This window comes from Paenibacillus sp. 32352 (assembly GCF_002042965.1).
GTDB classification, from domain to species: domain Bacteria; phylum Bacillota; class Bacilli; order Paenibacillales; family NBRC-103111; genus Paenibacillus_S; species Paenibacillus_S vulneris.
Window position 1 is genome coordinate 55144 of record NZ_MZNT01000010.1, and the last position, 25697, is coordinate 80840.

The 25697-nt window shown below is 50.6% G+C and carries 19 protein-coding genes; 8 read left to right on the top strand and 11 right to left on the bottom strand.

Annotation, left to right across the window (positions count from 1 at the left end; translation table 11 throughout):
* Positions 1-311 precede the first annotated feature (311 nt).
* From B1728_RS22270 to B1728_RS22280, 3 genes are all read right to left on the bottom strand, one after another.
* Positions 312-1829 (bottom strand): extracellular solute-binding protein, encoded by a 1518-nt coding sequence (locus B1728_RS22270; protein WP_256865464.1) that lies wholly within the window; start codon positions 1827-1829, stop codon positions 312-314.
* 14 nt (positions 1830-1843) lie between these two features.
* Positions 1844-2971 carry a glycoside hydrolase family 88/105 protein gene (locus B1728_RS22275; protein WP_256865465.1) on the bottom strand — a complete coding sequence of 376 codons (1128 nt, stop codon included), beginning with the start codon at positions 2969-2971 and terminating at the stop codon, positions 1844-1846.
* 62 nt (positions 2972-3033) lie between these two features.
* Positions 3034-5382, bottom strand: a complete 2349-nt coding sequence (locus B1728_RS22280; protein ID WP_079912617.1) for a helix-turn-helix domain-containing protein — start codon at positions 5380-5382, stop codon at positions 3034-3036.
* A gap of 151 nt (positions 5383-5533) precedes the next feature.
* Between B1728_RS22280 and B1728_RS22285 the strand changes: the two genes are divergently transcribed.
* Positions 5534-6376 (top strand): AraC family transcriptional regulator, encoded by an 843-nt coding sequence (locus tag B1728_RS22285; RefSeq protein WP_079912618.1) that lies wholly within the window; start codon positions 5534-5536, stop codon positions 6374-6376.
* A gap of 75 nt (positions 6377-6451) precedes the next feature.
* Here B1728_RS22285 and B1728_RS22290 read toward each other — a convergent pair whose 3' ends face one another.
* Entirely contained in the window at positions 6452-8017 is a 1566-nt protein-coding gene (locus tag B1728_RS22290) for a glycoside hydrolase family 43 protein (protein ID WP_079912619.1), read from the bottom strand.
* 25 nt (positions 8018-8042) lie between these two features.
* Positions 8043-9518, bottom strand: a complete 1476-nt coding sequence (locus tag B1728_RS22295; protein ID WP_144027960.1) for a glycoside hydrolase family 28 protein — start codon at positions 9516-9518, stop codon at positions 8043-8045.
* A gap of 279 nt (positions 9519-9797) precedes the next feature.
* On the opposite strand from B1728_RS22295, the gene B1728_RS22300 reads away from it, so the two are divergent.
* The gene (locus B1728_RS22300) at positions 9798-11177 is read left to right on the top strand and encodes a dipeptidase (RefSeq protein WP_079912621.1); all 1380 of its coding nucleotides are present in this window, start codon (positions 9798-9800) and stop codon (positions 11175-11177) included.
* Positions 11178-11271: 94 nt separating this feature from the next.
* Here B1728_RS22300 and B1728_RS22305 read toward each other — a convergent pair whose 3' ends face one another.
* Both B1728_RS22305 and B1728_RS36385 read right to left on the bottom strand, forming a co-directional pair.
* Positions 11272-11931 (bottom strand): MgtC/SapB family protein, encoded by a 660-nt coding sequence (locus B1728_RS22305; protein ID WP_079912622.1) that lies wholly within the window; start codon positions 11929-11931, stop codon positions 11272-11274.
* Positions 11932-12013: 82 nt separating this feature from the next.
* Positions 12014-12178, bottom strand: coding sequence for a hypothetical protein (locus B1728_RS36385; protein WP_179136151.1), 165 nt, complete (start codon positions 12176-12178; stop codon positions 12014-12016).
* Between the two features lie 178 nt (positions 12179-12356).
* Here B1728_RS36385 and B1728_RS22310 point away from each other — a divergent pair, with 178 nt between their 5' ends.
* A complete protein-coding gene (locus B1728_RS22310; RefSeq protein WP_079912623.1) occupies positions 12357-13049 on the top strand; it encodes a metal-dependent hydrolase in 693 nt (230 codons plus the stop codon).
* A gap of 108 nt (positions 13050-13157) precedes the next feature.
* Here B1728_RS22310 and B1728_RS22315 read toward each other — a convergent pair whose 3' ends face one another.
* On the bottom strand, positions 13158-13709 hold the full coding sequence (locus tag B1728_RS22315; RefSeq protein ID WP_079912624.1) for a PadR family transcriptional regulator: 552 nt from the start codon (positions 13707-13709) through the stop codon (positions 13158-13160).
* Positions 13710-13842: 133 nt separating this feature from the next.
* Between B1728_RS22315 and B1728_RS22320 the strand changes: the two genes are divergently transcribed.
* Positions 13843-15033 carry an alpha/beta hydrolase family protein gene (locus tag B1728_RS22320; RefSeq protein ID WP_079912625.1) on the top strand — a complete coding sequence of 397 codons (1191 nt, stop codon included), beginning with the start codon at positions 13843-13845 and terminating at the stop codon, positions 15031-15033.
* Positions 15034-15172: 139 nt separating this feature from the next.
* Here B1728_RS22320 and B1728_RS22325 read toward each other — a convergent pair whose 3' ends face one another.
* Positions 15173-15505: a winged helix-turn-helix transcriptional regulator gene (locus B1728_RS22325; RefSeq protein ID WP_079912626.1), complete on the bottom strand. Its 333-nt coding sequence runs from the start codon at positions 15503-15505 to the stop codon at positions 15173-15175.
* Between the two features lie 207 nt (positions 15506-15712).
* Here B1728_RS22325 and B1728_RS22330 point away from each other — a divergent pair, with 207 nt between their 5' ends.
* The gene (locus B1728_RS22330; protein ID WP_079912627.1) at positions 15713-16912 is read left to right on the top strand and encodes an MFS transporter; all 1200 of its coding nucleotides are present in this window, start codon (positions 15713-15715) and stop codon (positions 16910-16912) included.
* Between the two features lie 130 nt (positions 16913-17042).
* On the opposite strand, the gene B1728_RS22335 is transcribed toward B1728_RS22330, so the two are convergent.
* Positions 17043-17876, bottom strand: coding sequence for an AraC family transcriptional regulator (locus tag B1728_RS22335; protein ID WP_079912628.1), 834 nt, complete (start codon positions 17874-17876; stop codon positions 17043-17045).
* Positions 17877-18562: 686 nt separating this feature from the next.
* Here B1728_RS22335 and B1728_RS22340 point away from each other — a divergent pair.
* Positions 18563-21901 carry an S-layer homology domain-containing protein gene (locus tag B1728_RS22340; protein WP_079912629.1) on the top strand — a complete coding sequence of 1113 codons (3339 nt, stop codon included), beginning with the start codon at positions 18563-18565 and terminating at the stop codon, positions 21899-21901.
* A 136-nt stretch (positions 21902-22037) separates the two neighbouring features.
* Here B1728_RS22340 and B1728_RS22345 read toward each other — a convergent pair whose 3' ends face one another.
* Positions 22038-23279 (bottom strand): MFS transporter, encoded by a 1242-nt coding sequence (locus tag B1728_RS22345; RefSeq protein ID WP_179136152.1) that lies wholly within the window; start codon positions 23277-23279, stop codon positions 22038-22040.
* 360 nt (positions 23280-23639) lie between these two features.
* Here B1728_RS22345 and ssuE point away from each other — a divergent pair, with 360 nt between their 5' ends.
* Both ssuE and B1728_RS22355 read left to right on the top strand, forming a co-directional pair.
* Positions 23640-24194, top strand: a complete 555-nt coding sequence (ssuE, locus tag B1728_RS22350) for an NADPH-dependent FMN reductase (protein ID WP_079912631.1) — start codon at positions 23640-23642, stop codon at positions 24192-24194.
* A gap of 143 nt (positions 24195-24337) precedes the next feature.
* Positions 24338-25681, top strand: a complete 1344-nt coding sequence (locus tag B1728_RS22355; protein ID WP_079912632.1) for an LLM class flavin-dependent oxidoreductase — start codon at positions 24338-24340, stop codon at positions 25679-25681.
* Positions 25682-25697 lie beyond the last annotated feature (16 nt).

Below are 25697 nucleotides of genomic sequence, written 5' to 3' on the forward strand. Positions count from 1 at the left end.
TAGCATTCAACATCCTTTTGAGCCATACACCTCCTGAAGCTTCCTGCCTGAACGTAGAATCGTTTAAAAGCGCTCAGTAAAAACATTACGAACTCGATTATGCTCTGATAACGCATTCATAGCTATACCTGCAAGATAACTTCATGTTGAAACCTGCCCAATATTTACCAAACACTGCGAATATAGCTTGTAAACAACATGCGATATGCCGGATTTAACCCAAATCCGCCAATGTAAAAAAGCACCCTGACCGTATTTGTACGAATCGGGATGCTTTTGGACTTTTCTTTAAGGGAGCCTACGGAATGTTCTTACTGCTTACGGCCTCGTTCATAAGCCGCTTTGTATTCTTGGGCCATCTTCTCTCCGCCCGCTTGCTTCCACCTTTCGATTTCGGCCTTCCAGCCGGCTTCGTCGATCTTGCCCATGATGAAATTCGTTTCCGCGTCGCTGATAAGCTGCTCCAGCATCCGCCCTTTTTCGGAGAACGTGGCAGAATCCAGCGTTAACGCAGGATTAACGACGATGTATTTCTCATTTTCTTTCGTAATCTGATTGTTTTTTAAATATAAATCGCTTTGCTTCATCGGCTTCGATATATTATAGCTTTCATTGCGCTGCGGCAGTGCATCACGGTACGGCTTCACCTCTCTTGCATCCGCCTCCGGGTTCAATGGCACGGTGAATTCTCCCTTGTCTTCCCAATGCCTGCCTTCAAGCCCTTTAACAAGAAGCGTCGCCATAGGAGGATCCATCAGCTGGTCAATAAACTTTAATATTCTTTTCAATTCGTCGACCGTTTGGACCGTATCTCTGGGAATGGCCAGGAAGCCCGCATTTCCGCTTTCCCCGGGCAGTCTTCTGCCGAAGGGTCCTTCTACGGGAGCTGCATCGATGACAGCGGCCGGTACTGCCTTGATCAGCTTGTCCTGCATGGTCTGCGCATTGCCTCCGGACATCCGGATAGCCGTACGGCCCGACTCAAAAGCTTTATCGATCTCTGTCGCATCGACAACCGCAAAATCCTGATTAATCAGCTTCTCCTCATACAGCTTGCGAAACAGCTTCATGGTGCTGAAGAAGGGCTCCGTCATGAATTCCGGGATGAATTCTCCGTTTTCTACCTTCCACTTGTTCGGGCCGCCTTGAGCTACGGTGAATCTGGTTAACGTGGAGGAAGTATCCTGGTTATATTTTTTATCCAGCATAAATCCGTAGGTATCGTCCTTGCCGTTATGGTCCGGATCACCCTTCGCCATGAGCTTGATGACGCTGTACCATTCATCGAGAGTTTGGGGCAGCTGCACGCCGAGTGCGTCGAACCAATCCTTGCGGTAATGAACGGCAGCCCGGCCCAGCTCCCGAAACAACGGAACACCGTATATTTTGCCATTTACGGCAATGTTGTCATAATACCGCCGGTCCTGTGCAGACAAATTTTTATAATCCTTCAAATAGGGCCCGATTTCCCAAAACAAATCCGATTTCAATGCCCCCATGATTGTCGGCGTATAATTAAGCTTGATCAGCTTCGGCAGCTCGTTGGAGGCGGCCATGACGTTCACCTTCTCATCGTAGCCGGAAGTCGGAATCCATTGTATCTGCAAATCGGTCTGCGTATAGGCTTGAATCGCTTTCTCCATCTCATTGTCTTTAGGCGGGATGTCGCCCGCTTGATTCACAACAATGGTTAGTGGATAAGCCTCATCGGAGCTTCTTAGGGCCGAGCCTTTCCCCCCATCCTCTGACGTTCCGTCTGTACATGCCGTCAGCAGCACAGATAGCAGCAAAAGAATGCTCATCAGCGATGCTTTGCGTTGAATATCCATTGCCGCCCCCCTCATTAGGAACTAGTCTGGGTCACCTCTATCCCGGCCAATATAAACGGAGATACCGCTTTCGGGTCGTTATGAACAATACCTTCCCCTATATAGTAGCTGTAAGAGCCGTCACGGTAAGGGTTGCCTCCCAAGCCTGCAACGCTGTTGCACTGGGTGAGATGATATTGGCCTTCTTCATCCGTAACAACCAGATGCTCAAGCAGTCCTTGATATCCCCGAACAGCCTGCTCTCTGGCTTCATTCCCAAGCAGTCCTAACCGATTGCCCTTGGCCAGCGCATAGACGAACATGGAGCTTCCCGATGATTCCAGGTAATTGCCTTCCCGTCCTGCCTGATCCAGCACCTGCGGCCACAGTCCTGTCGCCGGATCCTGCACCTTGCTTAAAGCCGCAGCCAGCCGCTGCATAACCGCCTTCAGTTCATCCCGGTTCGGATGATCCGACGGAAGACATTCAAGCACATCCGCCAGCGCCATCATATACCAGCCCATAGCACGGCTCCAGACATGAGGAGAACGGCCCGTACCAGGCTCCGCCCACTGCTGCTGAAGCGAAGAATCCCAGCCGTGCCGGAGCAATCCGTTTGCCTCATCCCGCGTCTTCTTCTCTACCAGCAGGAGCTGATAGGCCGCTTCATCCAGCCATGCGCGCTCTCCGGTCAAAAGCCCGTAACGGGCGAGAAACGGCGAGGCCATATAAAGTCCATCCAGCCACATTTGGGAGGTGTAGCCTTTCTTGTGCCAGAAGCCTCCTTCTTCCGTACGCGGATGAGACTTCAGCTGGGACATTAGCAGCTCGATCGCTTGACGGTAATTCTCTTCTCCCGTCGTTTTCAGCAGAAGAAACAACAGCTTTCCTTGATTGACCTGATCCAGATTGTAGTCTTCCACCTTATAATTCAGAATCGTACCGTCCTGCTGTACGAATAAATCCATCATTTCACGGATGTAATGAAGATACTGCTCATCACCGGTTATGTCATAGCAGGCCTCCATGGCTCTAAGAAAACAGCCATTTTCATAATGCCACCGCTTGGTCAAGAATCCTCCCCCGTCCGGCTTCTTATAGCGAAGCATGAACTGTCCGGCCCACTCCAGAGGATCGGCAATCCCTTGTTTATTCCATAACATAGCTTGTTCCACCTTTCTATTTTATAGGTCAAATGGTTACCGGTACTACAGGATTCAACCCGTTATGAGGACTGCTCCCTATCGAGCATTTCCCTGTACTGTCCCGGTGTCGTTCCGTAGGTTTTCCGGAAATTGCGGATAAAGGCGCTAATATTTTTATATTGAAGCTTTTCGCCGATTTCCGATATTTTCATCGTCGTTGTTTCGAGCATGACCTTAGCCATACTCATCCGGTAATCGGATAAATAGTCGCTGAACGAAACGCCCATCTCCTTTTTGAACACGCGGCTTAAATAAACCGGATGAAAATTCAGCGTCTCGGCGCACGATTCCAACGATATTTCGGCGTCATACAGATCGTGAATCATTTTGACGATGCGGTCCGCAATGTTCACGTACTGGGTGTCCGCCTTCTCGGAGAGCATCGTAATGATCGGGACAAACAGCTTGGTTTGGAACCAAAGAGCGATTTCCTCGCGGGTTTGCAGCTTCAGGAGCTGCTCCACAGCGCCTTCCCCCTCCAGTATTTTCCTCAGGGAGACCCCTTGGTCCTGAACAATGTGCAATATGCGCGACATGAGCTGAATGAGCAGAAGATGATGCTCGTTCATAAAACCGTCCTTATTCAGTACGGAAGACAAATATTGGTTGAAAATGTAGATCGCCTTCTCCAGCTTCACCTCCTGCAAAGCTTGAGCCAGCTGATCCTCCATCAGCTTCAGATGAGAGTAGACCTTCGACTCCACTGCTTCGTTATGCTCGATGTCCTCATAATGGGCGATGATATCAGGGCCCAGATGAATCCGGCATTTCAGTGCGGCCATGCTCTCCCCATAGGCTTTCACCGTATCGTTCAGCTGGCTGAATGCCCTGCTGATCCCGATGCTGACCTGAAGCTGCAAATAGAGCTCCACCTTGGCTTTAATCAATTCAGCAGTCTGATAAAAATAAGCCTTCACCTGCTCCGGGTCATCGACTGCCGACGCCAATAAGGTGACCTGGGAGGTTCCGAGCAGTATCGGGCTGAACCGCGTCTCCACAGGCAGCAATTCTCCCACAATATTGTTAATGGCAAAAAGCAGCAGCTCGCGATCCTGTTCCTGATACCTCGTATCCTGCAAATGATCGATTTGCAGGGTCAGCACTCCTAATCGTTTCCAATCTTTGGGGAATCCATAAAGCCCGGAACGATACATCCGGTCGCCGTCATGGATTTGCCCTGTAAACAGCTTCAGCACAAAAAACTCCTTCAGATGCCCGGATTGGCCCTGCATCTGTTCTTCCAACCGGCTTCGGGAGACGGCAAGCGTTTCAATGCTTTCCTTGATGTACTGCAGCTCATCCCTTTTTATGCCTTCCCGGGAAGCCTCGGGCTCGATTCTTTGCGTCAGCTCCAGCAGGCTGCGAATCGGGGAATACATTCTTCGGCTTCCGAAATAACCAATGATCAATACAACGATAAAAATAAACGAACAAGCAGCGGCTGTAAGAACCGCCGTTTTCTTCGTATCCTTCGTCATTTCGGCGATCGAAGCAACGGAGACATAGGTCCATCCGTTATACCCGGAGGAACGGTATAGCACAGCAACCTCCCTGCCGTTCATCCTGGCGTTGAAGGAGCCCTGCTGCTCCCGCGCACTGCCGCTCCTCTCCTGCACGATTCGGTTGATGTCGGCATAAGCCGCCGTGGAATCGGAGGATGCCAGGAAGGCTTGCCCCGACGAATCCAAAATATAATTCGAGCTGCTTGAGGAGCCGTGATTGGGGGTCAGCATAGCCCGAATATCCGCTGCCGCTATTTGAACGACCAGAAGCCCTCTCGGCGTGTTCGTTCTGGGAAGCAGCGGTATTTTTTCCACGAGGCTGATCGTATCGGACGCAGGGCTGCGGACGGCACCGGCAGCTTTGGAAGAAGCACCCGCCTCCAGCTGCCCGCCTGAAGGGGCGGTCCATTTCATCGTGCTCCAAAACATGCTGGCGGGATGGGCGGCATAGTTATAGATCTCACTTTTATTTTCGTACGTGCTCAGCTTCTTCATCACACCCAGGTTAACGACCCAATCCTTTTCCACATTCACAATGTAGGCTTGCTTGATAACGGCGGTCGATTGCAGATTGGTCAGCTCAGCCGTTAGCTCTCGGACCTGCACGAAATCTTCTCCATCGAGAGACGTGTCCATAGCCGACTGAATCATAGAGGAGTTTGCCAGCTGGGTTGCAGACATTTCCAGCGATTTCAACGTTTGCTCAACCCTCATTTGGGTTTGAAGCAGCAGCTGCATGTTGGCTTCACTGACCTTTTTTTCAATATCCTGCGTCGCCAAATAATAAGATACCAAGCCGATAAACACCGTTGGAAGCGCTCCCAGCAGGAGGCTGAAGCTTAACAACCGCACTAAAAATTTGGACATGACCTTATCCCCCTTCCCGCATGTTATACCACGATACCGAGTGAAGTACCGCCCGATCAACGATATCCTAATTAGAATTAGGACGCGCCGCACTTTCCCTTGCACTTCATGCCTTGTCTTGCTATGCTAGGCGAAGAGGGGGGAACCCGCGTTGAAGACGGATTTTGAAATCCATTTTTCCAAGCAAGCCGAGAATTCGGCGATGGACATGTACCATTATCACGACTTTTATGAGATCTATTATTTGTTCGGCGGAGAACGCTACTACTATTTAGAAAATCATATATATCACGTAACCAAAGGCTCCGTTGTCTTCGTCAATAAGAACGATATCCATAAAACCCTAGAAGGCGGGGCCGGACATGACCGCGCGGTTCTTTACTTCACAGACCGTTTTTTGAGCCGGTTTCAGCCGGATCAGCTGAATCTGCTGCTATCCCCGTTTCGTTCAAGCAGCAAGGTGATATCCTTTAATAATCAACAGCAAAGCTATATAGAAAACCTGCTTTTTCAAATGAAAAAAGAGTACATGGATACCATGCTCCCTGGCCGGGCCGAATTTTTCGAGGCGCTGCTAGTGCAGCTGCTTCTTTATACGTCACGAATATGCATGGAGTCCGATCAAATCACTCCGAAGCCGATGGACGGCAAAATGACCGAAATTATCGGGTATTGCAACGAGCATTACAGGAAACCGCTTACTCTGGAAAGCGTATCCTCCCGCTTTTTTATAAGCCCCTACTATTTCAGCCGTTTGTTCAAGCGTACTACGGGATTTCATTTTCCCGAATACATCAATACGCTGAGAATCCGCGAGGCTCAAAGAATATTAAGGGAGGATCACGGCAAAATGATCGAGGTTGCCGAGCAGGTCGGGTACTCCAGTATCACGCACTTCAACCGGACGTTTAAACAGGTAACCGGGATGGCGCCGATGACGTACAAAAAAATGATCCAGGCCTCTCCGGAAACCAAGACGCGTTCGGAGAAGTAAGAATCCGCTGTCCCTCCACAGGCGTATAGTTAAGAAGGGGACGGGACCGGCAGCCACCAGTCCCGTTAACCTTCTCTATTCGATTCGGAACCAATCGAAATCCGCATAGCCCCTTGCGTCGGCAGCCTGCCCTTGGCTCAGGCAGAACAAGCCCAGCTTAGCGCCTACCCAGTGGCCCTCTACCGCCTTGAATACATCGCCTACCGGCGTAAAGCTACTTCCGTCCAGGCTGTATTCGAATGTGCATTGTGCTTCAAGCACAACCTTCACTCTCAAGTAAACCGTCTTCGCAGTGGACGGTAACGCAAGCTTCTCCGCTGTTTCCTCGGAGGAGCCTTCTTTATTGCCCTGGCCCTTCACAAAGACAAGCTGAAGCCCTTCCTCAGCCGACTCTAACGCAAGGTAGCGGTACTCGTGACCGAACGCGGTCAAACCCGCACGCTCTTGTGCGCTGCCCGGTGCGAATTCCAGCTTGGCGGTCGCTGTAAATTCAGGAGCAGGGAGCTTCTGGCAAAGAATGCTTGGCAGATCGTAGAAGGTAGATGTTCCTGCCGGAAGAGGCTGAGCATGTAATCTCAGATGGCTTTCGCGCGCATCCAGCGAATACCATTCCTTCCGGTTATTCGCCTGCCACTGCCACTGAAGACCTAACGAAGGCTTCTCGAATTCATCGCTCATGTCCGGTACGGCAAACGGATATTCTCGTCCCACATTCGGCTTCTTGTGTACGAGTACAGGCTCGCCGATTCCGTCTCCATTGGTGTCGATCCCCATAGCCGGCCAATCGTTCTCCCAGGTCATCGGCTGAAGGTGGACAATACGTCCGTAAGCGTCCCGATCCTGGAAGTGAATGAACCAGGACTCGCCGGATTCCAGCTCCACATAGCCGCCTTGGTGAGGGCCGTTCACGATGGAATCCCCCTGATGAAGCACGATTTTATCCTCATACGGTCCAAAGATGTTTTTGGAACGCAGAATGGTTTGCCAGCCTACCGCTACGCCGCCGGCCGGTGCAAAGATATAATAGTATCCGTTCCGCTTGTAGAACTTGGGACCCTCAATTGTCGGATGATCTTCCGTCCCGTCAAAGATTAGAGTGCCTTCGTCAAGCAGAGACTTGCCGTCTGGGCTCATCCGGCATACCTGCAGCTTGCTCTTGATGCCGCAGCGGCTTTTGGCAAACGCATGCACCAGGTAAGCTTGGCCATCTTCATCCCACAGCGGGCAAGTATCGATATATCCTTTGACTTCCTTCACCAGGTGGAGAGGAGTCCATGGGCCTGCAGGATCCGTAGCGGTCGTCATGAAGATGCCTTCATCCGGCGCTCCGAAATAAATCCAAAACTTGCCGTCATGGTAACGAATGCTTGGCGCCCAGACGCCGTCTCCATGGCGGACGCTATCGAATTCCGGCGGCAGCTCCTGGATTGCATGGCCAATCAGCGTCCAGTTGACCAAATCCTTCGAATGCAGGATCGGCAGCCCTGGAGTGCTGTTAAAGCTGGATGCGGTCATGTAGAAATCTTCCCCGACACGAATCACATCCGGGTCCGAATAATCCGCATAAATGATCGGATTGCGGTAGGTGCCGTCACCTAAATCGGCATACCATACCGGTTTTTGTTGACTGCTTACGTTCATGTTTCCAATCTCCTTTAGTTAGATGTTATCCCGCAAATACCGAACGGGGACCGTTGCTTACGTTACCTTCCGCATCGATAAACTGGATGCCCCGGCTGTTATGTTCCTTAAACTCCATTCCCGGCCTGGACGTTACCCGCACGTCGCGGAACAGCACGCCCTCGGCATCAATGCAAGTAATTCCTTCATTCGCAACAACGTTCACCCGATCGAACCGCAAATTTTGCAGAAGCATTTCCGGAAGCCCGCGAAGGAAGATTCCTTTATCGGCCCCTGAACAGTAAGTATCGGAAATCGAAATGTTGCGGAAGCATGGAGTTTCCTCCGTTACCGGAGCCATATCGGCGTATTCCTGCTTGATTTCATAATACATATCGAATACGATGGCATCCTTGATGATGTCCTTCATCCAAATATTCGATATGGTTATGTTCTCTACAACACCGCCGCGTCCCCGCGTGCTCTTGAACCGGAGCCCGTTATCCGTTCCGATAAACGTGCAATCCGATACCTCCACATGCCGGACGCCTCCGGACATTTCGCTGCCTACTGTAAAGCCCCCATGTCCGTGGTAAACGGTGCAGTTGCGAATGGTTACATATTCCGTCGGTACCCCTGTGCGCCGGCCCTGCTCATTCTTGCCTGATTTCAGACAGATCGCGTCATCGCCGACATCAAAGGAGCTGTTATGAATATTAGCGTAACGGCAAGATTCCAGATCAAGACCGTCCCCATTCACCGAATGCCAAGGATTGCGCACGGTTACATTGCGGATCGTCACATGCTCGCATAACCGCGGATGCAGACACCAGCTGCCCGAGTTCTGGAAGGTCGGTCCATCCAGCAAAACGCCTCGGCAGTTCGTCAGCCCGACCAGAACCGGCCGCAGATACACCTTGTACGGTTCATAGGCGGCAATATCCATTATGCCCTCCGCCTGTAAAGCCTCGGTTGCCTGTCTGCCTTCGCTTGCCTCCCGGGTAGGCCACCACAAATTATTGGCGTCAACGACGCCCCCCGAGGAGACGATTTGCTTCCATTGCCGTTCGGTCATTTTATGCTTCTTCACGCATCTCCAGGCATCGCCGGATCCGTCGAAAATTCCAGCGCCCGTGATGGCTATGTCGGTTAAATTCTCTCCATATAAAGGAGGCATGGCACGTACAGCCTGCAGCCCCTCGTAATTGCTCGGAATCAGAGGGTAATCATCAAAATCTCGGCTGAAAATAATCAGCGCTCCATCCTCAGCGTGCAGCCGTACCTTGCTCTTCAGCCTTATCGGTCCGGTCAGCCAAATTCCCTTGGGAATGATGACCGTACCCCCGCCTGCGGCGGCACAGGCCGTCACGGCTTCATTAAAAGCATCTGTATTCTTAACTATCCCGTCGCCTATTGCTCCGTAGTCGGTAACGGAACAGGTCCATTCAGGGAATATGGGTACACGGACATCCTCTGAACGAAAAGCCGCATCGCCCGTTTCAACGATCTGTTGCTCAGTCATTATGAAGCTCCTTTTTCCATTCCAAATAAGGCCGGATCCGACTTGCTGCATGCAATATCATTGTAATGCAATCCCCCGGCGCGTTCTACACAATACATGCTCAGAATGAAGCAACTTAACAATTCTTGCACTCTTGAAGAATCGAACCTTATGGAGAGACGGCTCCCCGATTCGGACTCCGCAAGAAACTATGATATATTGGAATAAACATCCTCTTGCCTTGTGTTCGAGAGGATCGCACACCTGTTTCACTAAAATAACTTATGAGGTGAACCGATTATGGAACCTGCATTGCAAGCTTATTTGGCTGAGCATCGAGACCGTCATTTGGAGGAGATAAAGGAATTCGTCCGCATTCCGAGCATCAGCGCCAGCACGGAGCATAAGCCGGACATGATCCGGGCCGCCGAATGGCTGGCGGAAGCGCTGCGTAAAGCCGGACTCGAACATGTAGAGGTGCTGTCTACTGCCGGTCACCCTGTCGTTTACGCGGATTGGCTTCATGCTCCGGGACAGCCAACCGCCCTTATTTATGGACATTACGATGTGCAGCCGGCCGATCCGCTGGACCAGTGGGACACACCTCCTTTTGAGCCTGTCATTCGTGACGGCAAGCTATACGGACGGGGAGCCACGGATGATAAGGCGCAGCTCTACACCCATGTCAAAACCGTGGAGGCTTATTTGCAAACGATCGGCAAGCTTCCGGTCAATGTGAAATTTTGCATCGAAGGGGAAGAAGAGATTGCAAGCCCCAGTCTCCCCGCCTTTCTGGAGCAGCAGGCAGAACGGCTGCAAGCCGATGCCATCGTCATCTCCGATGGACCGATGCACGATGTAGGCATCCCTTCGATTTGCTACGGTCTTCGCGGGTTGTGCGGCTTCCAGATCGACATCCAGGGGCCGAAGAACGATCTTCATTCCGGCTTGTACGGCGGGGGGGTCGCGAATCCAGCAACCGCTCTCGTTCAGCTGCTCTCCTCCATGCGCTCGGAGAATGGCCATATCGCCATTGAAGGCTTTTACGACGGAGTCAATGAGTTATCCGATACGGAACGCGCCGCATTCCGGGAGCTTCATTTTGACGATGCCAAGCAGGCAAACGAGCTTGCCGTACCTGAGCTGACCGGGGAGGAAGGCTACTCGTTCCTTGAGCGGACAACCGCCAGGCCGACGCTTGAAATTAACGGCATCTATGGCGGGTATCAAGGAGAAGGGCTCAAGCCTATCGTCCCTTCGACTGCCAGTGCCAAGATCTCCTGCAGGCTTGTCGACAACCAGGAGCCCGATCAGGTGATGAAGCGGATTGAAGCTCATATCGAGAAGTATAAGCCTGCCGGAGTCACAGTGAAGGTACAGCAGACCCATCGCGGCAAACCGTTCTACATCTCACCGGAGCACCCGTATATCCAAGCGGCTGCCCGAGCGTATGAGGACGGCTTCGGCAAGACGCCGGTCTATATTCGCAGCGGCGGCTCCATCCCTATCGTCGAAGTCTTCTCCAAGGTGCTGGGAGCCCCTGTCGTTATGATGGATTTCGGCCTTCCGGGGGAAAATATGCACGGGCCTAACGAGCATTTTCATCTGGAAAACTTTGACAAAGGCATCGCCACCTTGTGCCGTTATTGGCAGGAGCTGCATGGCATTCAGGACAAGTAGCGCAATAAGAAGCCGTCTTTGCTTAATCCGCAAGGACGGCTTTGTTGTTAGCTGGAGGATTCTTGTATACAGAGTAAGGTAGTGCTGCGCCGTCCTAGTGAATTTCTATCGACTTCACGATCCGGTTTTCCTGGATAAAGGTCAGGAAATCCTCCACTCCGTAGCCGCCTGGAAGCCGAACCAGCATGACCAGGTGAATCATTTCATCCGAATGCTCCTCCACCTGCAGGCTCAGTACTGCGATCTGTTTCTGCTTCAGCATTTGCTGAATGCCTTCCATACAGCCGGGCAGATTCGAAATTTGCATGGTCACCTGCTCCGTCTTGGGCGAAGCCAGCCAAGGAAACCGCCGGTGCAAAATAATTTGCGCCAATATTATAATGACCGTCGTGCCTATTCCCATCAGAAACATGCCGGAGCCGATGGCCATCCCGATCCCGGCTGTAGCCCAAATTCCCGCCGCTGTCGTTAATCCCTTGACCGTATGCTTATGCATAAAGATCATCCCGGCACCAAGAAACCCTACGCCACTGACGATTTGTGCGGCAATACGTGAAGGGTCCAGCCCAAGATTGGGCCACCCTATTTGATCCTGAAAGCCATACTTCGAGATGCACATCATGAGAGAGGACCCGATAGCCACAACGAAGTGAGTCCGAACTCCCGCCTCCTTCATCCGATTCATACGTTCATAGCCTATAAATGCCCCGCAAATGCCGGCGACAATGACACGCACCAAATACTCGTATTCCATCGGCTCACCTTCCTCTTCTTTTCATCTCTTAAGAATTACCCATATCTCGTCCCAATAATCTTACCGGAACGGCACCAGTGCCTTATAAGCTCCCCTTTGTCCCTTGGGCTTGCTTCGATACATCCTTAGGAGATCGTCTCCGGATAAAGCAGCTTGACTCGCGCTTTTCCAGGATGCCTGCAGCCTTTTTATTATTATTGCGGGTAGCCAGCTCTTCTTCCGCTGGAAAGAAGGCCGTCTTTCTCATGTTGGTCAAATTCCCTGAAGTATAATACATCCCAGCCGTTTTGCCGCTTAAAAAATCGGCCGGGGGCTCTGTCCCTGCGATTCCGAATTAACGTCCCTATCGAGCCGGTTTGAATGACGTTGGCCCGTCCTTTATAATGAAATCAGCTAACCAAATGCTAAAGGAAGAGGTGTCATTTATGTTAAAGGTGGAATATCACGGCCATTCCTGCGTTCAATTGTCTGACGGCGAGCATTCACTGATTATCGATCCGTTCCTTACGGACAATCCGTCGGCTATCGTCAAGCCCGAATCGATACGTGTCCAGCACGTCCTGCTGACCCATGCTCACGCAGACCATATTCAAAACGCCGTTGAAATCGCGAAAGCCAACGACGCTACGCTGATCGCTATCCATGAGCTGGCTACCTATATGAGCTGGCAGGGTGTGAAGACCCGGGATATGAATATCGGGGGCCGGCTCTCGCTTGGCTTCGCAGAGCTGCAAATGGTTCAAGCCTTCCACAGCTCAGGCATTATCGACCATAACGCCAAGCAAATTATATATGCCGGTATGCCGGCCGGCTTCATTATTCGCTGGAACGGCCGCACCATTCTGCATGCGGGAGATACAAATCTGTTCCTGGATATGAAGCTGATCGGAGAGCGCAACGACATTGATCTGGCATTCCTGCCTATCGGAGACCTGTTTACGATGGGACCGGAGGATGCCGCCGTCGCAGCCGAATGGCTGCAGGCCAAGCAGGTCGTTCCCGTGCACTACAATACGTTCGAGCTCATCCGCCAGGACGGCGCTGCATTCCTGGAGCTGCTCCAAAGCCGCGGCATTCAAGGAACCCTCATGCACCCCGGCGAGCATATTACTTTATAATTCCGGATGATCCGGCTCATGCCCAAAAGCCTGCTAATCGCATTCCTCCGAATGCGTCAGCAGGCTTTTTCCTATGCAGCCGATCCTCATTCTAACTACAGCTGACGGTTAGATCCGGTTCTCCTTTAACCAGCCGATCATTTTGCCGCACCACTCCGCGTAGCTGCGCTCGAAGCCTATTCCCATTTCGATAACCGCGACTGTTGAGAACAACGGATGGCCGCTAGATAGCTCACCTTCCCCTTCCCGGAATGAAGCGGCTCTCTTGGACAGCTCCTCCTGACGCTTTTCATGCTCTTGCCTTTTGGCTTCGAGCTGCGGAATGAGATGCTCTGACGGCACCAGCCAGGAGTTGTACTGCTTCAGCAAAAATTCATCCCAATCTCCAAGCTCGCTCGGTTCCATAACCCACGCCTTCAGACGTTCCAGGCCCGCCTCCGTAATCTTATACACCTTCCGAGCCGGCCGATAGGATTCCTTCTCATGGGCTTGCAGCTGCACGGCCCCTTCCGCTTCCAGCTTGGCTAACGTCGGGTACAGCTGATTGTTGTTCATTTTGTAAAAGTTATTAATCCTGCTGTGCATTTGCTGCTTCATATCATACCCGCTTAACGGCTCACGCGCCAATAAGCTTAAGAGTACATATTGAATGGTGCTCATTAAAATGACCTCCTCAAAAAATAAGTTATTTTTAACATAGGTTATCATTGACATATTAAAACATATGTTATAAGTTAATATTAACCTATTACGCGGTTGCGAACAACCGCCATCTCTAAGGAGCGATGTGGATATGAAGCTTATTTTTAATGACCAGACCTTTTCATTTGAACTGTTGAGAACCCTGAGCTACGCCCCCTATGGAGGAGCCGATATCGGCGAATGCCTGCTCACTGCCTACCGCATTCAAGAAAGAGATTTTGAGAGCTGGTACAAGGAGTGGAACGCCACCGCAGAACGAATTCATGCTTTGGCAGATGCCGCTCTCGCAGACGGACAGCGGGTAAGCGCCTGTGAGGCTTATCTCCGTGCTTCCAACTATTATCGTACCGCCGAATTCTTCTTGCATGGTGACCGTCAGGATCCCCGTATTTTGGCAGCATGGGGGAACAGCAGGGACACATTCCGGCAGGCCGCTCGTCTTATGGATGCTCCGGTGGAGGAAGTGCTCATTCCCTATGAAGGAACCCACCTGACCGGTTACTTCTATAAGGTAGATGGGTCCGATACGCCCCGTCCGACTCTCTTGATTCATGGCGGGTACGATTCTACCGGAGAGGAGTTGTATCTTGGAGGGGCGGCAGCGGCCATCCAGCGCGGTTATAACTGCCTTACGTTCGAAGGTCCCGGTCAAGGCTCGGCCATCCGGCTTCAGCAGCTTCCGTTTCGTCACGATTGGGAGAAGGTCGTTACGCCGGTCGTCGATTACCTGATTACCCGGCCTGATGTAAATCCGCATCAGCTTGCCCTGATGGGCATCAGCTTCGGAGGCTACCTTGCCCCGCGCGCTGCGGCGTATGAACATCGGCTTGCCGCATGCATCGCCAACGACGGCCTCTATACCTTCCGGTTCAGCGAGATGGCACGGCCATTTATGAAAGGCAGGGACGATGTATCCCCGGCCCATTACGAGGAGGTCATAACCGAAGTGATGAAGCGGCATACCGGAGTAAGGTGGGCGGTGGACAACGGCATGTTTACATTTCAGGCGGATTCCTTGCTGGAGCTAGTTGAAAAAACGGAGCCTTGCTCGCTGGAGGGCGTTGCGGAGCAGATTGTTTGTCCTACGCTGGTATGTGAAGCGGAGGCCGATCATTTCTTTGCCGGGCAGCCCGAGAGGCTCTATCATGCGCTTACCTGCCCGAAAACGTATATGAAATTTACGGCGGAGGAAGGCGCTGAAGAGCATTGCCATTTCGGGGCGCTGCAGCTGTTCAACCATCGGATATTCCAATGGCTGGATGAAGTGCTTCATATCCGTTAATCCGCTCCGAACGTCGGGCTTGCCCCGGCCATACCCGGATGTACTCCGGTGATGATATATGCCAAAGAGCTCCTGCCTTCACGCAGGAGCTCTTCCTATTCCTTCGGCCGATCCTCATACAGATGCGGCCGCTATTTATTTATGGCTGTTGATTGCCCCATTTCATTACCCACTTGTCCATTTCCTTCAGTGCCGTCTGGAAATCAATTCCCTTCTCCGTCAAAGAATACTCCACCGTGACCGGTACTGTCGGAAACACTTCACGGCGCACCACTCCGGTCTGCTCCAAATGTCGCAGTGTATCCGTCAAGGATTGGGTTTTCACTATGGCGATATCCCTTTGCAGCTGCTTAAACCGCCTTGGCCCCTTATACAGCTCGGCAATAACGAGAAAGGCCCACTTGGCGCCGAGAATCCGAAGCACCTCACAAATGTTGGAGCCTGCCGGTTCGTTGTCATGTGCACTTTCCATCCCTGCACCTCACTTACTTAAAGTTAGTTGATCCAGATAACAGGACAATATCCAAATATTTTGCCTTCTTTCATTATTATATTGCTCTCCTTATAATGTCAATCAAGGAATCGTCATGAAATTCCGAATCATCAAGCAGACATGTGCTAGCCATGCCGCTTATGCTGCCACAGCATCCCATAAATAAGTACCGAAAGGATGGACAATATGAATCGCTTATCCTTATATCTTCTTTCCATAGGCGCCTTCGTGACAGGGACCTCCGAGTTGATCGTCGCAGGCATTTTACCGGCCATAGCCGATGACCTCGGCGTTTCCGTTGCCTTGGCCGGACAGCTTATTACGGTGTTCTCCCTTTCCTTTGCCATAGGAACACCCGTTATCGTTGCATTGACCAACCGCATCCAGCGCAAAATAGCCCTGTTAGTTTCCCTGGCCTTATTCTCTATTGGCTGCCTATGCTCCTTTATGAGTCCCGGATACGGCTTTTTGCTTGGTTCGCGGATTGTTATTGGACTTAGTGCAGGAGTTTACACTGTCATTGCTTTCGGCTCCGTCGCCAAGCTGGTTCCCCCGGAAAAGACGGGCAGCGCTATCGGCATGATCGCCCTCGGAATCAGCAGTGCAATGGTCCTGGGAGTCCCGTTAGGAGTCGTCATTGCCAAATGGTGGAGCTGGCAGGCCATTTTCGCCTGGCTCGCCGGAGTTAGCCTGCTGGTCATGCTCGGCATGCTTTGGCTTCTTCCCCGCATCGAGGGGGATGCCCCGGCATCATTCGGGCACCAATTCCGAGTGCTTAGAAACCCCGTTATTGCGAGCGGATTATTCCTGTCCCTGTTCATGACTACGAGCTGCTCACTTATGAATACTTATTTAACGCCGTTTTTACTCGATATTCTCCATCTACCATCTGCTTCTCTGGGGCTCATGTTATTCGCTTTGGGAGTATCCGGTGTTATTGGCTCCCGGGTCGGAGGAAGCAGCGTCGATCGGTGGGGCACCAAACGGATAATATCCATCTGCCTGACGGCAATCATTGTGTCACTCGCGCTGCTTCAAGCGCTCCATTCTTCATGGATGTCAGGAATCAGCCTCATCCTGATTTGGATGCTTGCATTATCCATGCTTGTACCGGCGATTCAAACGTACTTTATTCAACAAGCTCCACTATCGTCCAATCTGGTCCTTGGCTTCAATACCTCGATCCTCCACCTAGGCGTAGCGGTCGGTGCGGGTGTCGGCGGATTGGTAGTCCATACCGTCTCCACCGTGTTGTATCATCCTTGGCTTGCAAGCTGTATTGCAATCATCGCTTTAGCTATAGCCGCCCTCTCCTTTGCCTTGAGCAAAAAAAATAAACCGGCAAGTCACGAATCCGTGCTGCCTCATACAATAGAAAGGGGATGAAGCCGCCGACATCATATTGTCGGTTGGAGGGCGGGGACACCTCCCCCCCACTCAACATATTTCGACATCCAAGTCTGCATCATGTCGTTTTCATACGACGTTGTTCGCCCTTTTTCGACTGGCTGCACTGTTACTGGCATAGCTTGCGAAAAGCGGTGGGTGTCAGCCCCTCGCTCCTCTTGAATATTTTAATAAAATAGCTGGGATGGTCGAACCCGACCATTTCCGCTATGCTCTTAACCTCCAGATTCTCTGCCTGTGACAGCAGCTCCTTGGCCTTCTGAATGCGAATTCGGTTAAGATATTCAATCGGCCTTGTCCCCAACGTCTGCTGAAACAATACGCAGGTATAAGGCATCGAAACCCCCAGCTGATCCGCCAGATCCTGCAGCGTGATAGTTCTGTTATAATGCTGTTCAATGTAGCTCAATGCCGGCTGGATCATTTCATAATATTCATCTGACGATTCATGGCACTCAAATTGGGATGAATAACGGTGCAGATCGAGCAGCAGACCATATACCGCCTGGGAGCAGTCGTGGCTGGGAGGCATCCTCTTGGCGCTGAAAAGGGCATAGATCTCCTGAATCCGGCCTAATAGTTGATCCGGTTGTTTAATATCCAGCACGGTAGATTCATGAAAATGAAGCGTTCTCAAAATATCCTTGGTCAATCGGCCTTGGAATTCAACCCATTGAACCGACCATGGAGACTCTACAGGATAATAATGATGCGGCACCGATGGAAACAGCAGCATCCCCTGCCCCTTGGATACGGTTATTTCCTTGTCTGCGAGCTTAAGCACCCCTTTGCCGTCCACGCATTGAACCCACTGAAATGTTGGAAGGCCATTTTTTCTCAATACCTCCGGCTGGTTCTTCCATCCCCCGATAGACGCTATATAGAGAGGCAAATGCACGTCTACTTCCGTCGGCGTATTCCATATTTTCCGGATCAGATTCATGTTCACTTCTCCCAATAACAGTTTAATATTGTTATATTATCACAAAATAGTCTGATTGATTCCATAAAATACTAGATGTTATTATGATACATGTCAAAAGGATAATCAATTTAAATATTTAAACTCCAAGAGAAATAAAATGAAAGTAACCCTACAATAATGGGATAATATGTAAATTTTATAACGCGTTATCGCTATGACTTTCCTGCTTAGATTATAGGTTTACAAGCATGATATTTTTGCAAGCGCTTTACTTTTTTCGACTTAATTCTACTTTCGCATATTCAAAAACTAATACTAAACTACTCTGTCCCTTCTATCGAAGGACCTACTGGATACCCCACACTACATGATCTCTTGCCCGATGTGAATCCAAATACCTAAGGAGCGAGAGCATGCGAGCTCATCATTGCCATCCGACATAACGGAACCAAAGCCATTTATTCCAGCAGCGATGAGATGACTCCCATTTAGCTTTTTTTCATTGTAAGCGCTAACACTATGGATGATCAAGGAAATATATGTATTTGTTCAAAAAAAAAAAAATAAGATGCATGTGACATTTCTAATGCACCGCATGCACTTTATTATAAATAGCTTCAAATGTAAAAAAACAAATAAAGAGAGAACATTTTTGTGGTACGAGTGGGTTCAATACAACAAAAACATGTTATGGAGGGGCAGCAATGAAACGTATTATTTCAACCGTCATCTCATTATCCATGGTTTTCGCGATGGTACCCGGTATCGCAGGAGCAGCAGACGCTCCCAAGGATTCTTCTTCGTTCAGCGATTTGAAAGACCTCGATGCCGCTTCGAAGGCCAAATTCGATGAGATGCTGAAAGCAGGCATATTTGATGGAGTGCAGGATGGCTTGTTCGGTCTGAAGGACAAAATGACACGCGCCCAATTTGCCAAGGTCGCTGCACAGATCTTTCAGTTAAAAACGGACATGACGTTAAAAACCTCAAGCTTCACCGATGTGTTATCAGATGATCCGTCAAACGGATATGCATTGCCCTACATAGAGGCTATTTCCAAAGCCGGTATTACCGACGGAGTCGGAGACGGGCTGTTTAACCCCGGCGGACAAGTTACCAAGGAGCAGCTGGCGGCTTTTCTGATCAAGGGCTTGAAGCTCGACGCCAAACTAAAAGAGACCAAAGGCGTTCAGGACGATACCGTATCGGATTGGGCCAAAAGCTATGTTGCTCTGGCTCTGGAGAACAAGCTGATGTCTAACGGACCCGGCGGAAAATTCGAAGGCAGCTCTCCTGCTACCCGCGATTTGCTGGTCCTCTCAGCCTATGAGGCCCGCAAGCTGAGTGCGGCCTCCAAGATTGAAACAGTGACGAAGGTTTCAATAGAGAAAGCGGAGGTTACCGGCGCCAAGACGATTACGGTTACGCTGAACGGTGCAATCGCCGATACGGCCAAGCTAAATGCGACGGTAAGCCGTGGTTCGACAGCCGTTCCCGCAGCTGTAAAATGGAGCGAGACCAAACACCAATTCGCTATTGTAACGGAAAGCACCATGAATGAAGGCACCTACACCGTGAAGCTGGAAGCGGTAAAAGACGGAGGATTAACCGTAGACAAGGGCAAGGCCGACGTCACCGTTCAGAAGGAAACCATCACTACGATTGATTTCATCTCGGCGTCCGATACGATCGCCCAAGGGAACAAAATCACCGTTTCCTTCAAGGCGGTCAACCAGTACAACGAGCAGTCCGATCAGCCTGCTTCGCGCTTCGATATTCGAACCAGCCCAGATTTGACCGTTCAATCTTCACCCAAAGATCAAACATTCAGCATTAAAATCGACGATTCCTTCGACCGTAACGATAATATAATCTTTACGATTTCGGATCCGGACAAAGCAGTGCATGCCACTAAAAACTACCGGGTCGGGGATAGACAATCCGTCGCCAAAATCGAATTAGGCAAACTCATTTTGAAGGGTACCAAGAAAAAGCTGGAGGCCGGCGATTCCGCAACTCTCGAGTACAAAGCCTACGATCAATACGGCTTTCTGGTAACGGATCTTCCAACTTTACGCAAGGAAACCATCACCTATGTTACAGGAGCTGATGCACTTGAGTCCGGTACGATTTCGGAAGACAGTGTTCGGGTGGATAAAGGCTTCGGCTTTTTCGAGGATGAAGACAATGACGATAGACCGGATTTGAAAATTAACACGGCTCATATCGACTCCAGATCAAAATCAGCAGACCAAGAAATGACCCTGGCTGTAACAGCGAATGCATCAGGCCAGACAGCGACGACAAAAATTGTCGTAACCCCATTAAATGTTCCTTATGACATCAGCTTCGGCAAGCTTAGCGCTACTACGCTCGCATGGGGCGACGACGATGCCTACCTGCCTATTGAGGTTAAAGATAAATCAGGGAATGTGCTCAGCACGGATGATGTCCTTCAGTTTGTTGACGATATCCGGGTTTATAGCACCGGCACAGCAAGAGTCGATATAGACTCGAGAATCGCCACCGAAGGTGTAGCTAAGGGCAAGATTAGAATCGGCGGGCTTAAGGTGGCCGACGAAGATACGCGCAAAGCCGGAACCTTGAGTATTGAAGTTGTTGTCGGCAATTCGGATCAGAAAGCAAGCTTTAACACAACGGTATCGGAAAAGAGACACCCGGAGCAAGTCTACGTTTCGTCCGAGCCAAAACCAAAGATGCTTCCTTCGATGACGTCCTTTGGCGTATCCACTAACAATATGCTTGTGGAAAATAAAATGAAGCTTAAATTCAAAGACCAGTATGGAGAGGATTTTGACAAAGACTATTCTGGCTATGAAGTGGATCTTAGCTTGAAGCGCACTGGCGGGACAGTTACTAATGCAGTCTACTTCTCCAAGGGCTCCTTCACCGGTACGCCAACATGGGTGCTGGCTGCAGACGAAGCATCATCCAAATATACAAGCCAGCTTACGTTTAAGGGTGATGACACACGTGCCGAAGGCTACAGCGCTCCAAGCACAAGCATCAAAGCCATCAGAGACACCGATCTTACCTTTACACCGATTCCAGGTGACACTAACGAGGCAACCTATCAAATGACAGCCAAGCTGTATAAAGTAGATGCTAAAAATAGTACCACCCGTTCAGAAGTTTCAACCGTTACACGCACCGTTGATCTCCTTCAAGCCAAGGAAGCTGATAAATTAAAATACTCGCTTAAAGCATTTGCCAATGGGCTTGTGGCAACTGATGAGCTTGACTTTAACACGTTTGCAAGCAATCCGTCAGCAAGTCTGGCTCCATTCACACTACCTATCGTTAAAGCGCCTGCAACCGATATTGACGTTTTAAAAGGTTACTTCGCTGGAAAAATCGAATTGTCGGCTACCAATAATTCGAATGAAAATGTAGCGCTGCCTAACAACCTGATTCAGCAAATTAGTATAAGTGGAGGAGCAGCTGTCCCTATTGCAAAAATCAAAGTCGATTCATTTAATTTTGACGCTTATGGCATTATGGGGACCAAAGAAGGAACAGCAGATGTAGCAGTCACCTTCCTCCCTTCAAATGTTACAGGTACTCGCATTGCTTCCCTAACCAAAATTCAAGTCAAAAAGGAATATCCGACGACAGCCTCCCTGACAGCCGGGGAAAACGGCAAGGCCAAAGAAGTCTGGCTATCCTTGCTAAACAATCTGTCTCTCCACTCTGGGGATTCTGCAGTGAATGGTCAAACTCAACGCAAAAAGACATTCGGCGATTTGAAGCTTAAGGACCAATACGGCTACACCGAGTACAAAAACTACGGCGTCTACCGTTCCGCCGACTTCTATGGCACAAAATTTGCAATCAGCAACGCCAAATGGTCCGATCCTGCTAACCCAGGTGTGCTCCGCATCGATGTCGACACCAAAGCAGGTACAGGAGTTTATGTCTACGAGCCAGGTCCAGGCGGAAGCCGAATCATCTCCTTCACGGCCACTGTGTTTAGCGGAAACAAATCGCAATCGGTGGATGTGTATCCGGATCCGGAGCATTAATACAGAGATTCATTTTGCAATATTTGTAAAATAAGACAAAAAAACTCATCTACTCAAACAAGGTTGGTTGTATCGCCAAATAGTGCATCAAAAAAAGCGTCCTGTTCTTTACGAACAGGACGCTTCTCATTAAATTTTACGCTGATTCCGCCGTTTTGCGAGATTCTGTAATCCGCTTGGTTTGAAGGACCAGCATGATAAAGTGCAGGAAAAAGACTCCCGAGATAATATAAAATACGACCGGTATCCCCATGTTGCTGGCGACGACGCCTCCGAACAGAGAACCCAGGACGTTGCCTAACGAATTGGCGCTTGCATTATAGGAAAAGACGCTTCCCTGAATCGTAGACGGAGTCAGGCTCCGCAGCAGCGAGCTGATCGAAGGAATCAAGCCGCCTACGCATAGCCCGGATAAAAACCGCGCCCCCATTAAAATCCACGGATTGGATATTTGCGCCTGTGGAATATACAACACCGAAATCATGAGCAGCGAGCATAGCAATACAATAAAGTGCCCGTGCCGATCCCCGAGCCTTCCCAGAATAGGAGCGGCAATCATCGTCCCCAAAGCGCTCGAAGCAAAAATAAGCCCCGCCATGATTTCAACATGGTTCTCGATATGCATGCTCTTCACATAGAGCGTGATAATAGGACTGATACTTTGAAAGCTTGCAGCGATAAGAAAGGTCGAAATGAATAACGTTAATATCGCCGGCTTGTGCTTCATGACCTCTTTCAAGCTCGTTCTCTCTGGCTTCTTCTCCCCCGATGCCTTCCATTTCAAATCGCGAAAATGGAATTTGGCATACTTTCGCGTCTCCTTGACACCGAACAAAACGAATACGGCTGCAATAAAAATGAAAAAGCCTGTGAAAAAGAACGAATTCCTCATTCCCAGCCATTCGGCCATCACACCGCCAAGCAGAGGGCCCAGCAGCTGCCCGGAAACCTGGCCGGTCTGAAGCGTGCCTAATGCTTTGCCTACTTGCTCCTTAGGCGTCTCAATAGCCATCAGAGCGACCGCACACGTCGAGAACCCTCCCATAGTGCCAAAAAGAGCTCTAAGCAGCAGCAATTGCATCGGGGTATGAACCAGCCCCATCGCTGCGATAATGATTGCGAGCCCGAAGCCCGATCGGATCATGGTTACTCTCTGGCCGTACTTATCCGAGAATTTCCCCCAAAAGGGAGATACGATGGCGATCATCAAATGATTGACCCCAAAAATCATGGCGGCCCATAGAGCGGCCTGCTTCACATCGTGAATGCCGAGCTCCTGAACATACAGCGGCAAAAATGGAATAATCATTCCGATCCCGACGGAGCTGAAAAAAGTACCGAACCATAAAATGAACAAATTGCGCTTCCATGCTTCCATCCCGGATAGACCTTCTTTACTAGTAAATTGTGCAACAACCCTCTGGAATGCACTAGCCATAAGGACTATTGTTAGATTACTCCCAAAGAACGAAAGAAACCATGGATTTCCATGCTGTGAAACATGTACTATCTTGCTTTTTCTCAGGTCACAGAAAATAGCCGGAAGCCTAATGCTTCCGATTAGATATTTCTGAAATCCACCCTTGACGAACATCCAATACAGTGGTACCATCCTAAATATAATTATTCATATGTATTTAGTCGGTTTTAAATTGGTCTACCGGTCAACTGGAGACTCCTTCCCCTATCTATGGGGCAGGAGTCTTTTTTATTCCCCTAACCGAAGGAGTGTTATTCCATGGCAAAAATAGCTGTTATCTCTGGAAGCCCGTCTGCCAGCTCCCGGCTGAACGGTGTACTTCGCAGCATTGAATCGTCTCTGCTTGCGGAAGGACTGGAGCTGGATTGGATTGAGGTTCGAAGTCTTCCGCCGGAGGATCTGATATTTACGAATTTCCAAAGCCCTGCTATTGTCAAGGCCAATGAAATTATAGCCAACGCAGCCGCCGTCATTGTCGCAACCCCCATTTACAAGGCGTCCTACACAGGTGTAACGAAGACCTTCCTGGACTTAATTCCGCAGAAGGGACTGGAGGGGAAAATCATTCTTCCCGTTGCCATAGGCGGTACGATCGCCCATCTGCTTGCGCTGGATTATGCCCTCAAACCGGTTCTTGCCGCATTGGGTGCAAAGCTCCAACTGTCTGGCGTGTATGCGCTCGATACCCAGGTAGAGCGCCGTGAAGACGGTACCTTTGGACTGGCCGATGAGCTGGAGCAGCGCCTAACGGCTTCGATCGGCGAATTCGTTCAGGAGATACGACATCGTCTATCGTTCAGTCCCATCGCTTGATGCTTAAAACACTGGTAAATATCAATATCATCCATACCGTCCATAAGCCGATTGGATAACCAAAGGCTTCCAGCTGTCGCCCTATCGAGGTTCGACAGGTCCGGAAGTCTTTTATTATTTCATCAGACGAGGGGGAACCAATTATGACGACAACCCAAAGAGAAATGCATCTTAATTTATTCCTTGTCCCCGCCGGGCACCATGAGGGTGCATGGAGACATCCGGATACGAACGCGAAGCAGCTGATGCAATTCGAGCATTATCAACGGCTGGCTCAAAAAGCGGAGCAGGCGAAATTCGATTCGCTATTTATGGCGGATCGTTATTCCGTCTCCAAGAAAGGCGTTGCCTATGGAGCGTTGACGGGACTTGAGCCGCTTACGCTGCTCACAGCCCTCTCCGTAGTTACCAAACGCATAGGCCTCATCGCCACCGTATCCACCAGCTTCAACGAGCCCTTCAATGTCGCCCGCCGCTTTGCTACGATCGACCATTTAAGCTCAGGGCGTGCCGGATGGAATATCATCACCTCCGGAACCGACGAGGAAGCGAGAAACTTCAGCTTCGACCGAATTCCCGGCCATGCGGAGCGATACGAACGGGCGGCAGAATTCGTCGAGGTAGCCTCCCGCCTATGGGATAGCTGGGAAGACGATGCGCTCGTGCTCGACCAAGCGTCCGGTACTTATGCAGACAGCAGCAAGGTGCATGAGCTTCACCACAAAGGGCGGCACTTTTCCGTTCAAGGCCCGCTCAATGTGCCTCGCTCGCCGCAAGGACGGCCCGTCCTTGTTCAGGCAGGCTCCTCGGAGGACGGACGCCATTTTGCCTCGGCCGTCGCCGACGCCATTTTCACCGCTCAGCAGACACTCACTGATGCTCAAGCCTTCTATTCGGATGTGAAAGCCCGCGTCCGTCAACAAGGCCGCAATCCCGAGCACGTGATCATTTTACCCGGGATCTGCCCCATTATCGGGGAAACCGAGTCGGAGGCCAAGGAAAAAGAAGCGATGCTCCATGAGCTGACCAATCCGAAATACAGTCTGCTCCAGCTGTCCAACCGGGTAGGCTTCGATTTGACGGCCTATCCTCTGGACGAACCGCTGCCTGAAATTCCCGAAACCGTGCTGGCACGAGGGCATCAAAGCCGGGCGCAGCTCATTATCGAGCTTGCGCGCACCGAGAATCTGACCCTGCGCCAGCTGCTCCTGAGGCTTGCCGGAGGACGCGGTCATCGCACCATTGCCGGTACGGCCAAGCAAATTGCCGATGAGCTGGAGGTCTGGTTTACAGAAGGGGCTGCCGACGGCTTTAACATCATGCCCCAAGTTATGAAGGGCGGCCTGGACGATTTCATCGATCTTGTCGTACCGGAGCTCCAACGTCGCGGATTGTTCCGTACCGAGTACAAGGGGCGTACGCTTCGCGAGCATTACGGCTTGCCTCATCCGCATCCTTCATTCACTGCTCAGCCACAACTTCAATAATCACCGATCCGGGTCT